This is a genomic window from Microbacterium lacus, assembly GCF_044794305.1.
In the GTDB taxonomy this organism is placed as follows: Bacteria; Actinomycetota; Actinomycetes; order Actinomycetales; family Microbacteriaceae; genus Microbacterium; species Microbacterium lacus_B.
Genome location: NZ_CP084996.1, coordinates 343,408 through 356,860, shown reverse-complemented (window position 1 = coordinate 356,860; position 13,453 = coordinate 343,408). Strand labels below are relative to the sequence as shown.

11 protein-coding genes are annotated in these 13,453 nt (G+C 65.0%); 5 read left to right on the top strand and 6 right to left on the bottom strand.

Annotated features, from left to right (window positions below; translation table 11 throughout):
- Nucleotides 1-8 precede the first annotated feature (8 nt).
- Nucleotides 9-488: a DUF3093 domain-containing protein gene (locus LG299_RS01765; protein ID WP_404432945.1), complete on the bottom strand. Its 480-nt coding sequence runs from the start codon at nucleotides 486-488 to the stop codon at nucleotides 9-11.
- A gap of 18 nt (nucleotides 489-506) precedes the next feature.
- Here LG299_RS01765 and dut point away from each other — a divergent pair, with 18 nt between their 5' ends.
- The 5 genes from dut to dxs all read left to right on the top strand — a co-directional run bounded on the left by dut (nucleotide 507) and on the right by dxs (nucleotide 7,303).
- Nucleotides 507-959 carry a dUTP diphosphatase gene (gene dut, locus LG299_RS01760; protein ID WP_404432943.1) on the top strand — a complete coding sequence of 151 codons (453 nt, stop codon included), beginning with the start codon at nucleotides 507-509 and terminating at the stop codon, nucleotides 957-959.
- Nucleotides 956-1,543 carry a DUF3710 domain-containing protein gene (locus LG299_RS01755; protein ID WP_404432941.1) on the top strand — a complete coding sequence of 196 codons (588 nt, stop codon included), beginning with the start codon at nucleotides 956-958 and terminating at the stop codon, nucleotides 1,541-1,543. The genes dut and LG299_RS01755 overlap by 4 nt, the downstream gene beginning before the upstream one ends.
- The gene (locus LG299_RS01750) at nucleotides 1,540-2,289 is read left to right on the top strand and encodes a DUF3159 domain-containing protein (RefSeq protein ID WP_404432939.1); all 750 of its coding nucleotides are present in this window, start codon (nucleotides 1,540-1,542) and stop codon (nucleotides 2,287-2,289) included. The genes LG299_RS01755 and LG299_RS01750 overlap by 4 nt, the downstream gene beginning before the upstream one ends.
- Before the next feature lie 137 nt (nucleotides 2,290-2,426).
- Nucleotides 2,427-5,261, top strand: coding sequence for an aconitate hydratase AcnA (gene acnA, locus LG299_RS01745; RefSeq protein WP_404432937.1), 2,835 nt, complete (start codon nucleotides 2,427-2,429; stop codon nucleotides 5,259-5,261).
- A gap of 95 nt (nucleotides 5,262-5,356) precedes the next feature.
- Entirely contained in the window at nucleotides 5,357-7,303 is a 1,947-nt protein-coding gene (gene dxs, locus LG299_RS01740; protein WP_404432935.1) for a 1-deoxy-D-xylulose-5-phosphate synthase, read from the top strand.
- 2 nt (nucleotides 7,304-7,305) lie between these two features.
- Here dxs and LG299_RS01735 read toward each other — a convergent pair whose 3' ends face one another.
- The 5 genes from LG299_RS01735 to LG299_RS01715 form a co-directional block, all read right to left on the bottom strand.
- Complete coding sequence (locus LG299_RS01735; protein WP_404432933.1) at nucleotides 7,306-8,013, bottom strand: hypothetical protein; 708 nt, start codon at nucleotides 8,011-8,013, stop codon at nucleotides 7,306-7,308.
- A 200-nt stretch (nucleotides 8,014-8,213) separates the two neighbouring features.
- On the bottom strand, nucleotides 8,214-10,361 hold the full coding sequence (locus tag LG299_RS01730; RefSeq protein WP_404434765.1) for a 3-hydroxyacyl-CoA dehydrogenase NAD-binding domain-containing protein: 2,148 nt from the start codon (nucleotides 10,359-10,361) through the stop codon (nucleotides 8,214-8,216).
- A gap of 11 nt (nucleotides 10,362-10,372) precedes the next feature.
- Entirely contained in the window at nucleotides 10,373-11,575 is a 1,203-nt protein-coding gene (locus LG299_RS01725; RefSeq protein WP_404432931.1) for a thiolase family protein, read from the bottom strand.
- Nucleotides 11,576-11,651: 76 nt separating this feature from the next.
- Nucleotides 11,652-12,851 (bottom strand): ribonuclease D, encoded by a 1,200-nt coding sequence (locus LG299_RS01720; RefSeq protein ID WP_404432929.1) that lies wholly within the window; start codon nucleotides 12,849-12,851, stop codon nucleotides 11,652-11,654.
- The gene (locus tag LG299_RS01715; protein ID WP_404432927.1) at nucleotides 12,844-13,434 is read right to left on the bottom strand and encodes a DUF3000 domain-containing protein; all 591 of its coding nucleotides are present in this window, start codon (nucleotides 13,432-13,434) and stop codon (nucleotides 12,844-12,846) included. Before LG299_RS01715 ends, LG299_RS01720 begins: the two co-directional genes overlap by 8 nt.
- Nucleotides 13,435-13,453: the final 19 nt, after the last annotated feature.

The following is a 13,453-nucleotide window of genomic DNA, read 5'->3' as shown; positions in this document are numbered from 1 at the left end:
AGGGTGCTTTACCTCGTTGCCACCTGAGCGCGCCGGACGGCTGCGGCAAGTCTGTCCGGCGTGCGGGTGGAGATCACCCAGGTTGGCGCCGGGTCGTCCGGATCGAGGATCGGGAAGACCGCGACGGCGTCGATCCCCCCTCTGATCACGTGCCACGATCGAGGGTCAAGACCCGAGCCACGGGCGTGCCGCGCTTCGTCATCAAACGTCACTGTGGCCGGTCCGACGAGATCGACTTCGATCGCCGCACGTCCGGCTCGAAGCATCCCCTCGCGCACTTCGACCACGGGCGAACCCGCCACGAGTATTCCGACTACGCCGAGGCCAACCAGAGCACCGATGATGAGGGCGACCGTCGTATCGATCGGCGAGAAGACCAGAGCGGCCATCGGACCGCACAGCGCCGCGCTGACGAGAACCCACAACGATGGGCTCAATCGCTCGCGGTAGACGCTCCCTGAGGGCTCTCCGTGATTCACCGCAGACATCTGCATTACCCTCGATGCGTGACCGAAACCGTGGACATTCCCATTATCTCCCGCGAGGCACCGGTCTACGCGCACCCCGGTGACGCCGGCGCCGACCTCCTTTCGACGGAAGCACTCACTTTGGCGCCCGGACAGCGCGCCCTCGTGGGCACGGGCGTACGGATCGCGCTGCCCGATGGCTATGCGGCGTTTGTCGTTCCGCGAAGCGGATTGGCTGCCAAGCACGGCATCACGATCGTCAATTCGCCAGGAACGGTGGATGCTGGCTACCGCGGCGAGATCAAAGTCTCGCTGCTCAACACCGACGGCGAGAACTCGTACGATGTCTCGGTCGGCGATCGCATCGCGCAGGTGATCATCATGCCCGTGACCCGCGCGAAATTCCTCCCGGTCGACGTGCTCCCCGCCAGCGTGCGGGGCGAGGGCGGATTCGGTTCGACCGGCTATCAGAAGGACGGACAACAGTCATGACCGACGTGAACACCGAAGACTCCAACACGGACGATCGCTCCGTTGTGGGCCCGTTCGACGAGTCCGAGGCAAATCCCGTCCGCCCGTACATCGATCTGGGCGGGATCAAGATCCTCCCGCGCGAAGGCCTCAACCTCCGGCTCGAGGTTGAGGAGCAGACCAAGCGGATCGTTGCGGTGGGCCTGGACTACGCCGACTCCACCCTCCAGGTTCAGCCGTTCGCGGCGCCTCGCTCCAGCGGCCTGTGGGACGAGACGCGCGAGCAGATCCGTGAGCAGGTCCGTCAGCAGGGCGGTCGCGTCGAGGAGCGGGAGGGGCCCTTGGGAGCCGAGCTCCTCGCCGAAGTTCCGGTGACAGCCGGTCCCGATGCCGTGGCGGGCAAGCGCCTTGCGCGCTTCGTCGGCGTAGATGGTCCGCGATGGTTCTTGCGCGGTGTCATCGGCGGCGCAGCCACAGCCGATATCGAAGCTGCGTCGAAGGTCGAGGACCTCTTCCGGTCGATCGTGATCGTCCGCGGAACCACGCCCATGCCTCCGCGTGATCTGATTCCCCTGCGTATGCCGGCGACCCCTGGGTCGGCGTGAGCAACAACACCGACGACCAGAGGCCCGAGCTGGAACCGCCGCAGCAGCCATCCGCGTCAGACCTGCTGGGCGAGGCTCTGGGTAGTGCAGCACGACGCGCAGGACTGGACCCAGCGAAGGAAGCCAGCACTGGTCACGTCGTCTGGCACGCGATGGGCGGCTGGCGCGGCATCCTCGAATCCGTCCTTCCGGGCCTCGTTTTCATCATCGTCTTCACGCTCACGATCGACCCCGGGACGGGTGAGGGTGATCTTTGGCTCTCGCTGGGACTCTCGGTCGGCATCGCGGCCGTATTCACGGTCATCCGTCTTATCGCTCGCCAGCCTGTGACCGCAGCGGTGGGCGGGTTGGTCGCTGCGGGTGCCGCCGCCGCGCTCGCGGTGTTCACCGGCGAGGCGAGCAACAACTTCATCCCCGGCTTCATCACCAACGCCCTCTACGGTTCTGCACTGCTGATCTCGGCCCTCATCGGCTGGTCTCTGATCGGACTCGCCGTCGGCTTTCTCATGGGGGAGGGCACAGCGTGGCGCAACGATCCGCGCAAGCGTCGGGTGTTCTTCTGGCTCGCCATCTCGTGGGCGTCGCTGTTTGCGGCCCGACTCGCGGTGCAACTACCGCTCTACTTCGCCGACAACGTCACGGCTCTCGGCACGCTCAAGCTCGTTATGGGGATTCCACTCTTCGCTCCCATGGTGGCGGTGACGTGGCTCGTTGTGCGCGCGCTCTACCGCACTGAGACCAAGTGATACATTTATCTTGACATCAAGATAAATTCTCTCCGGGGCGTTTAGGTAGTCCTCACTAGCGGGGGCGCCGCGTCGGGGTGAAGATGGGTGTGCACGGTCATCGCGCCGCGCACCCGCCGCCGACGAAGGAGACACACGTGTCCACGGTTGACAGCTTCGGTGCCAAGAGCACCCTGACGGTCGGCAGCACCGACTACGAGATCTTCCGTATTGATACCGTGCCCGGTTACGAGAAGCTCCCGTTCAGCCTCAAGGTGCTGCTGGAGAATCTCCTGCGCACCGAAGACGGCGCGAACGTGACAAAGGCACAGATCGAGGCACTCGGATCGTGGGATGCTGCGGCCGAACCCGACACCGAGATCCAGTTCACCCCCGCACGCGTGGTCATGCAGGACTTCACCGGAGTGCCGTGCATCGTCGACCTCGCCACCATGCGCGAAGCCGTCGCCGCTCTCGGTGGCGACGCGAACAAGATCAATCCGCTCTCGCCCGCCGAGATGGTCATCGACCACTCGGTGATCGCTGACCTGTTCGGCACCGAGAACGCCCTCGAACGCAACGTCGAGATCGAGTACGAACGCAACGGTGAGCGCTACCAGTTCTTGCGCTGGGGCCAGACGGCTTTCGATGACTTCAAGGTCGTCCCGCCGGGAACCGGCATCGTGCACCAGGTCAATATCGAGCACCTTGCGAAGGTCATCTACGACCGCTCGGTCGGAGGCGTCTTGCGCGCGTATCCCGACACGTGCGTCGGCACCGACTCGCACACCACGATGGTCAACGGCCTCGGCGTACTCGGCTGGGGCGTCGGTGGCATCGAAGCCGAGGCGGCCATGCTCGGCCAGCCCGTATCGATGCTCATTCCGCGCGTCGTCGGCTTCAAGCTCACCGGTGAGATTCCCGCCGGCGTCACCGCGACCGATGTCGTCCTGACGATCACCGAGCAGTTGCGCAAGCACGGCGTCGTTGGCAAGTTCGTGGAGTTCTACGGCGCCGGTGTGGCATCCGTTCCGCTCGCGAACCGCGCCACCATCGGAAACATGAGCCCCGAATTCGGTTCGACCGCGGCAATGTTCCCGATCGATGACGTGACCCTCGACTATTTGCGTCTCACGGGGCGCGATGAGCAGGCCGTTGCACTCGTCGAGGAGTACGCGAAGCTCCAGAAGCTCTGGCACGACCCCGCCAGTGAGCCCGTGTTCAGCGAGTACCTCGAGCTCGACCTCGCAACGGTCGTTCCGAGCATCGCCGGGCCGAAGCGTCCGCAGGACCGGATCCTGCTCTCAGAAGCCAAGTCGCAGTTCGAGGTCGACATCCTCAACTACGCGGAGGCCACGACCTCCGACGACATCGTCGATCTCGAGTCCAAGCACTCGTTCCCTGCATCTGACCCCGGTCAGTCTCCCGGCGACGAGCACGACGAGACACGTGTCGTGCACATCTCCAGCGGTGGGCCGGCTGCGGCATCCAAGCCCGTAAAGATCACCGCTCCCGACGGTTCGTCCTACATTCTCGACAACGGCGCCGTCACGCTGGCCGCCATCACGTCGTGCACCAACACGTCGAACCCGTCGGTCATGCTCGCGGCAGGTCTCCTTGCCCGCAACGCCTTGGCCAAGGGTCTGAAGCAGAAGCCCTGGGTCAAGACGACGCTCGGCCCGGGATCGAAGGTCGTCACGGACTATTACGAGAAGTCGGGCCTCGACAAGAGCCTCGAGGGCCTCGGGTTCTTCACCGTCGGGTACGGCTGCACGATCTGTATCGGCAACTCCGGTCCGCTGATCGAAGAGGTCTCGGCCGCGATCAACGAGCACGATCTTGCTGTCACTGCGGTGCTCTCGGGCAACCGCAACTTCGAAGGTCGTATCAGCCCGGACGTGAAGATGAACTACCTCGCGTCGCCGCCCCTCGTGGTTGCGTATGCGCTCGCCGGGTCGATGCACTTCGACTTCGAGACGGACCCCCTGGGCAAGGACCACGACGGCAACGATGTGTTCCTCAAGGACATCTGGCCTTCGACTGACGAGGTTCAAGCCACGATCGACTCGTCGATCTCGCGCGAGCAGTTCATCAAGCAGTACGCCACCGTCTTCGAGGGCGACGACCGCTGGAAGAACCTCCCCACGCCGGACGACTCGATCTTCCAGTGGGACGAGAACTCCACCTACGTCCGCAAAGCACCGTACTTCGATGGAATGACGATGGAGCTGACCCCGGTCAGCGATATCGCCGGCGCACGGGTCATGGCGACACTGCTGGACTCTGTCACGACCGACCACATTTCGCCTGCCGGCAACATCAAGATCGGCACTCCCGCGGCGAAATACCTCGAAGAGCACGGCGTGCGCCAAAAGGACTTCAACTCCTTCGGGTCCCGGCGCGGCAACCACGAGGTCATGATCCGTGGCACGTTCGCCAACATTCGCCTGAAGAACCAGCTCCTGCGCGCCGTCAACGACGGCGTCGAGGTCGAGGGTGGATACACGCGCGACTTCACCCAGGCAGACGGCCCGCAGTCGTTCATCTACGACGCCAGCCAGAACTACCAGGCAGCCGGGACCCCGCTGGTGATCTTCGGCGGCAAGGAGTACGGTTCCGGGTCGTCGCGCGACTGGGCGGCCAAAGGCACCAGCCTCCTCGGCGTGAAGGCGGTCATCACCGAGAGCTTCGAACGCATCCACCGCTCCAACCTGATCGGGATGGGCGTCGTGCCCCTGCAGTTCCCGACCGGCGAGAGCTGGGCCTCGCTCGGCCTCGACGGCACTGAGATCGTCTCGATCACGGGCCTGGAGCAGCTCAACGAGGGCGTCACCCCCAAGACCGTACGCGTCATCGCCGCACCGAGCGAGTTCTCGGCGCCTGGTAAAGAGACCGTCGAGTTCGACGCGATCGTCCGCATCGACACCCCCGGTGAGGCCGACTATTACCGTAACGGCGGCATCCTGCAGTACGTCCTGCGCTCGCTGGTCTGACCGTTGCACGAAAGGGTCGGGTGCCGCGAGCCCCGGCCCTTTCGTCGTCCCACGGGTAGACTGGAACGGCCCTTCGGGCCCTGAAAGGAGCACGGATGTCGTTGCTGTCATCGATCGCCGGACCCCGCGATCTTGATGCTCTGAGTACCGAGCAACTCATCGAGCTGGCGGCAGAAGTCCGCACGTTCCTGATCGACAACGTCTCGCAAACCGGCGGGCACCTGGGCCCGAATCTCGGTGTCGTCGAACTCACGATCGCCCTGCACCGAGTGTTCGATTCTCCGAATGACCCGGTGATCTTCGACACTGGTCACCAGTCCTACGTCCACAAGCTACTCACGGGTCGCCAGGATTTCTCACAGCTCCGTTCCCGCGGTGGCCTCGCGGGCTACCCGCAGCGCTCTGAGAGCCCGCACGATGTCGTCGAGTCCTCCCATGCCTCCAGTTCGCTGAGTTGGGCCGACGGCGTCTCACGGGCACTCACGAGCACCGGTCGCAGTGACCGTCACGTCGTGGCTGTCGTGGGCGACGGCTCGCTCACGGGTGGCATGACCTGGGAAGCGCTCAACAACATTTCTGACGACAACGACCGCAATCTGGTCATCATCGTCAATGACAACGGTCGCTCATACGCGCCAACCATCGGGGGCATGGCGCGTTACCTCAATCGGGTGCGCACGGCCGACACCTACCGCACCCTGCACCGTACGTCGACCGACGTCTTCAGCAGGCTCGGGCCAGCCGCGCGGGCTCTCTATCGGGGCATTCGGGGTGGCACGCACGGCTTTCTCTCGCGGTTCACCAACAACGCCGATCTGTACGCCAACCTCGACATCAAGTATCTCGGTCCGATCAACGGCCACGACCTTCCAGCGCTTCTCGAGACTCTCGAACTCGCAAAGTCGTACGGCGCTCCCGTGATCGTGCACACGATCACCGAGAAGGGCCGTGGCTACCAGCCGGCTCTCGATGACGAAGCCGACCAGTTCCACTCCGTCGGAAAGATCGATCCGGTCTCGGGAGCCGCTCTCGGCAGCGGATCTGAGGGCTGGACCGATGTGTTCGGTGACGAGCTCGTCGAAATTGGCGCGGAGCGTTCCGACATCATCGGCATCACTGCGGCGATGCTGCGACCGACGGGCCTGTTGCCGTTCGCGCAGAGGTTCCCGGACCGTGTCTACGACGTCGGGATCGCCGAGCAGCACGCGGTCGCGTCAGCGGCGGGGATGGCGTTCGGCGGGTTGCATCCTGTCGTTGCGATCTACGCGACGTTCATGAATCGCGCGTTCGACCAGGTGGTGATGGATGTCGCGTTGCACAAAGCGGGCGTGACGTTCGTGCTCGACCGTGCGGGAGTAACGGGCCCGGACGGTCCCAGCCACCACGGCATCTGGGACCTCGCGATGTTGCAGTTGGTTCCCGGCATCCGCATCGCCGTCCCGCGCGACGCTGAGCGGTTGCGTGAAGAGTTGCGCGAAGCCGTCGCCGTCGCCGATGCGCCGACCGTGATCCGGTTCCCCAAAGGTACCGTGAGTTCTGAACTACCCGCGCTCGAACGGCTGGCGGACGGCGTGGACGTCCTTTCGCGGTCCGACGCTGAGGACGTGCTGATCGTGGGGATCGGACCGATGGCGCACATCGCGGTGGAGGTTGCTGATCGCCTCCGGGCACAGGGGATCGGAGCGACCGTGGTCGACCCTCGGTGGGCGATTCCGGTGCAGCCGTCGATCGTCGAGCTCGCAGCATCCCACCGCCTGGTCATCACGATCGAAGACGGTATTCGTGTCGGCGGCATCGGCACGCGCGTGAGACAAGTCCTGCGCGAAGCCGGTGTTGACACCGCAGTGGACGAGCTGGGTCTGCCGGATGCCTTCATCGATCACGCGACGCGCGAGCAGATTCTGCAGGATGCAGGGCTCACGCCCGCGAAAATCGCTCAGGACATCGTCTCGCAGGTGCTCGGCACACGGATCCCGGTGGCGCGTCAAACCACCGAAGACCTGACGTCGTTGAACGCCCTGCTTCGCGATTCCGAACGCTGAGCTCAGCCGACCGATGTGAGGGTGGCGGCAAGGACCGCCGAGGATGGATCCCACCGCGGGTCGGAAGACCCTGCGCTGATCGCCTTCGAGAGCAGGTAGCCGTCGGTGAGCGAATCTCCGGTGAGGATGACGCTGAGCAGTTCGATGCCGCACTCGATGCGCACCAGGTCGGCACACGCGTCGACGATCCGTGGCGAGAGGTCCTCGTTCGGGGGAAGAATTGCCCCGTCGAGGCGGTGGACGAGGTCGCGCAGTGCCGCGCCGACGATGTTGCCCGCGCGCTCTTTCGGGTTGACGACGTCGAGCTCCAGCACACGCAGGTCGTGACCCGAGACGATGGGGCGCCAGTCGAAGGACGCATGCACGAAGTGCTGGTGACCTCCTGCGCCGGTGAGGCTCCGCGCGGGAAGATCGGTGGATCGTGCACGCACATCGATCATGCGATACCAGGCGAAGATCGGGAAGGCGCCGTGGGTTCCGGGCCGGAGAACGACGACTTCGCCGCGGGCGTCTCCTGATCCTCGCGCACTCTTGCGAATGATCGGCTTGCCGTTGCGGGTGCGAATGGCCGCAGATCCTTCATCGACTGTCACCAGGAAGAGCTTCATCAGTGCAGGGATGACCAACAGGAGGGTGAGGGCGGCTCCGCTGGTCTTCACCAGCACGCTCAAGGCATTTCCGCCGAACATTCCAGAGAGCAAGTCGAACATCCTGGTCCTCTCGATCATGCACCTGATGACAGGATGCCTCAGTCGGAGGCGCACTCCGGCTCGCCAGTGCACGAGAGGCAACAGTGTTCACTCCGTCGACAGAGGTTGTTTCACACCGTGTCGATCTGTGTTGCCGAACGCGGAAGACCCCGAGCATCGCTCGGGGTCTTCCTCAGCAGGTGATCTGCGCTACGCGCGACCTAGGCCTCGTCGATGCCGAGGATCGGCGGGTGGTGGAAGGTGTCACCGAAGGCGCGCTGTGACGCACCCTCACGGTCGAGGTAGGGCGATGCTCCGCCATCGATGAACGGCCAGCCAGCGCCGAGGATGAGGCACAGATCGATGTCTTCAACCTCGGGCACAACACCCTCGTCGAGCATGATCTTGATCTCTTGAGCGAGCCCCTCCTGCACGCGGGCGAGGATCGTTTCGGCGGACGCGGGCGTCGAACCAACGTGACCCTTGAGCACCTTCTCTGCGGCCTTCGAGAAGCCCGCGACGCGGCCTCCCTTGTCTTTCTCGACGACCTCGGGAAGCTCCGCCAGCGCGTGGAAGTTCTCGTTCGCGTAGAACCGTTCGGGGAAGGCGCGCACCATCGTGTCTTGAACGTGGGCGGCGACCTTCCAGCCGACCAGATCGATCAACTGGAACGGCCCCATCGGCAGCCCGAGCGGCCCGAAGGCCTTCTCGACCTCGGCGATCGGAGTGCCTTCGTAGACGGCGCGGGCGGCTTCACCCATCACCTTGGCGAGCAAACGATTCACGACGAATCCGGGAGCATCCGCGGTCAGGACCGCGTTCTTGCCCAGAGTGCGCGCGACAACGAATGCGGTCGACAGCGCCGCCTCGGACGTCTGCGGGGTCTTCACGATCTCGATCAGCGGCATGACTGCGACCGGGTTGAAGAAGTGGAAGCCGACCAGACGTTCGGGGTGAGCGAGCTTCGCGCCGATCTCTTCGACCGAAAGCGAGGAGGTGTTCGTCGCGAGGATCGCGTCTTCGGCGATGAACTGCTCGATCTCGCCGAAAACCGCCTGCTTGACGCCCACCTCTTCAAAGACGGCCTCGATGACGAAGTCGCAGTCGGCGTACAGGCTCTTGTCTGTCGTGCCGGTGACGAGGGCACGGAGTCTGTTGGCGCCGTCGCCATCGAGGCGACCCTTGGCCTGCAACTTGCCGATCTCGTCGTGGATGTACGCGACACCCTTGTCGACGCGTGCCTGGTCGAGGTCGGTGATCAGCACCGGAACCTGCAGTCTGCGCACGAACAGCAGCGCGAACTGGCTCGCCATGAGCCCCGCGCCGATGATTCCGACTTTGGTGACCCTCTTCGCGAGCGCCTTGTCCGGGGCACCGACCGGACGCTTGGCCCGCTTCTGCACCAGATCGAAGGCATACATGGATGCCGCGAACTGGTCGCCGGTCACGAGGTCGGCGAGCGCGTCGTCCTCGCGGGCGAATCCCTCGGCCTTTGTACGGCTCTTGGCCTTGTCGAGCAGGTCCAGCGCAGCGTACGGCGACATCGGAACGGTGCCGATCTTCGACTCGAGCATGCTCCGGGCCACTTTCACGGCAATGGGCCACTTGGTGAGGCGTTCGATCTTGCCCGGCTCGTTCTTGCGGACGACCTTGGTCGTGCCGGTGAGGACTCCGTCCGCCCACGCGAGCGAGTTCTCCAGGTAGTTCGCCGCGGGGAAGATCGCGTCGACGATGCCGTAGTCGAACGCCTGCTGTGGCTTCAGCATCCGGTTCTGCTTCAACGGGTTCGAAATGACGACCTTGAGCGCGTTCTCGATCCCGATGAGGTTCGGCAACAGGTACGCGCCACCCCAACCCGGGATGATGCCGAGGAACACCTCGGGCAACGCGATCGCGGCGGCAGAAGCATCCACCGTCCGATACGTCGAATTCAGCGCGATCTCGAGTCCGCCACCGAGCGCGAGCCCGTTGATGAACGTGAACGAGGGCACGCCCAGGTCATCGAGCTTGCCCAGCACATAGTGACCGAACTGCGCGACGAGCTTCGCGTTCGTCTTCGAGCCGACCTTGGAGATGTCGCTGAGGTCAGCACCGGCAGCGAGGATGTACTGCTTGCCGGTCACTCCGACAGCGTGAATCTCACCGGCAGCGGCGCGCGCCTTCAATCCGTCCAGTGTTTCGGAGAGTTCCCGCAGGGTCGCGGGTCCGAGCGTGTTCGGACGCGTGTGATCGCGCCCATTGTCGAGGGTGATGAGTGCCAGTACCTTGCCCGAGGGGAGACGGATGTCACTCACGGGCGAGTGCGTGATCACCTCGCCTGCGGTCATGGCAAGGATGGGGGAGAAGTCGATCTCTTCGTAGTTCGTCATTGTGCGCGCGCTCACTTCTTGCCGTTGTAGTGGGGGTTCTCCCAGATGACGGATCCGCCCTGGCCAAGGCCCACGCACATCGCGGTGAGGCCGTATCGCACGTCTGGGCGCTCGGCGAACTGGGCTGCGAGCTGAATCATGAGTCGCACGCCTGTGGCTGCCAGCGGGTGCCCGAGCGCAATTGCACCACCCCACTGGTTGACGCGCGGGTCGTCATCGGCGATGTCGAAGTGGTCCAGAAGAGAAATCACCTGCACGGCGAAGGCTTCGTTGAGTTCGAAGAGCCCGATGTCGGTGATCGACAGGCCCGCCTTGCGGAGGGCCTTTTCGGTCGACGGGATGGGTCCGACGCCCATGATCTCGGGCTCGACGCCAGCGAAGGCGAACGACACGAGCCGCATCTTGGGGGTGAGGCCGAGTTCCTTGACTGCGCCGCCACCGGCCAGGAGGCTCATCGTCGCGCCGTCCGTCAGGGGAGACGATGTGCCTGCCGTCACACGGCCGTGCGGGCGGAACGGCGTCTTGAGAGCCGCCAGGCCCTCCATATTGGTCTCCGGGCGACGGCCCTCGTCTTCGGTCGCGAGGCCCCACGCGCCAGAGGCACCATTGGTGGCCACCGATACGAGGTCGGGCTGGAACTTGCCAGCATCGTACGCCGCCTGCGCTTTGTGCTGGCTGAGCATGCCGAAGCGGTCGGCGCGCTCCTTCGTGAGCTCAGGGAAGCGGTCGTGAATGCGCTCAGCGGTGATGCCCATGTTCAGTGCATCCGCGCTGACGAGCTTCTCGGCGACGAAGCGCGGGTTCGGGTCGACGTTGCTGCCGTCGAGCGGGTGACGGCCCATGTGCTCGACCCCACCGGCGAGGGCGAGGTCGTACATGCCCATCCCGATGGACCCGGCCATGGTGGTGACGCTGGTCATGGCGCCCGCGCACATGCGGTCGATGGCGAAGCCGGGCACGGTCTGCGGAAGGCCCGCGAGCAGCGCGACCGAACGACCGAGGGTCAGTCCCTGATCGCCCGTCTGCGACGTCGCCGCGATCGCGACATCGTCGATTCGAGCAGCGGGCACGCCCGGGTTGCGCTCCATCACCCCGATGGTCGCCTTCACGGCGAGATCGTCAGCGCGAGTGTTCCAGTACATGCCTTTTTCGCCGGCGCGACCGAAAGGGGTTCGCATGCCATCGACGAAGAAGACGTCCGAATGAGCGGCCACTATGCCTCCAGAGTTCGTTGGGATGCCGCAAGCCTAGGGATTCGCGCCGAACCGCAAGAAAACGGGTGGGGGATTCCTACGAATTGGTTTCAGGCACCTCGGAGGCCTCTTGCACGGAATCGACAAAGGCATCGGCGATCAGCTGTGAGGTTTCGGCAATCTGCCAGCGCCGCGCGCCGAGGTCCGCAAGCGTCGCGCCGACGGATGCTGCATCCAGCGGTTCCGGAGGCGACCAGGCAACGCGCCGCAGAAAGTCGGGAGTCAAGAGGTTCTCGGTCGGCATGTGCAACTCTTCAGCGCGCGCTTCCACGAGCGGGCGGGCGGCCTTGAGCCGGGCATCCGCCTCGGGGTTGCGATCCGACCACGCGCGCGGGGGAGGAAGCGTGTCGCCGCCGATGGCCCGCTCCCTGGGCAAGTCCGTGCTGGCGCGACCCGCCTCGATCGCTGCCCACCAACGGTCCAACTGCGACCGGCTTGCCCGACCGGTAAAACTCTTCAGCGCGGCGAGTTCCTGCTTGGTCGCGGGGTTCGCCTGCACCGCGGCAACAAGCGAGCGGTCGGGCACCAGGCGACCGGGAGAGATGTCTTCGGCTCTGGCATAGTCCTCTCGGGCCGTCCACAGCTCGCGGGCAACAGCAAGCAAGGTGCGACCGCGAACCGTGTGCAGACCGCTCAACCGGCGCCAGGGCTCTTCCCGCGCGGGCTTCGGGCGTCGATCGAGCGTTGCTTGGAACTCTTCGGCAGCGATCGAGGTCTTCCCCTGCTCGACGAGTTCGGCAACCAGCACATCGCGAACGTCGACCAGGTGCTCAACGTCCAGCGCCGCGTACTCCAACCAGGACTGCGGGAGCGGTCGGGTCGACCAGTCCGCGGCCGAGTGGGCCTTGGCCAGGGTGATCCCCAGGGTGTCTTCGACGACGGCGCCGAGTCCGACGCGCTCGTGACCGAGGAGCCGGGCCGCCAACTCCGTATCGAAGAGCGTGGAGGGCTCGAGCCCGATCTCGCGCAGTGAGGGCAGGTCCTGGCTCGCGGCGTGCAGAATCCATTCCTCGTCGCCGATCGCAGCCTGCAACGAGCTGAAGTCTCCGATCGGCGGGGGATCGAACAAGAAGACTCCGGCGCCACGCCGGAAGACCTGCACCAGGTAGGCGCGTTGCGAGTAGGTGAACCCGGACGCGCGTTCAACGTCGACCGCGACGGGGCCCGACCCCCCGGCAAGCTGTGCGACCGCTTCACTCAGGCCTGCGGCATCCGCAATCACCGGATAATCAGCCACGCGCGACCCGTCGTGAACCCAGCATGGTGATTCCTTCCGACCCCGGCGGCAACCCCGCGAGCATGCATACCAACTCTGCCCATGCTTCCACGTGCGGAGTGATCGGGCCTGCGGGCGACCAGGAGGCGCGGAGCTCGATCTGAGACCCATCGCCCTCATCGGCGAGCGTACCGAAGCCCTTCGAGATCGTCTTCGTCGCGGTCCCGGAGGCCGAGTGAAGTGCCGCGCCGCGCGATGCGAGGGCATCGGTGAGCCAGGACCACGCGACATCGGCCAGCATCGGATCCACACCGATGTCGTGCTCGAGCGGTGCCTGCGCGAAGCACACGACCCGCCACTGACCACCCCATGCGCTCGGTTCGTCGGGATCGTGAAGAAGAATGAATCGGCCCGTGCCGAAAGGCGAATCGATCGCGTCTTCTTCGGGCCTCACGTCGCCGGCCAGCGCGATGGCTTCGGATGCTACGCCCGCGGGCGCGGGAATCTCTCGAACCGTCAGATCATCGCGAAAGGTTGTCGCGCGTACCTGTTCGGCCGCGACCTCGAAAGACTCCGGTGCCGCCGGGGGACGCTGATCAGCCACGCGGACAGACTAAAGTGAT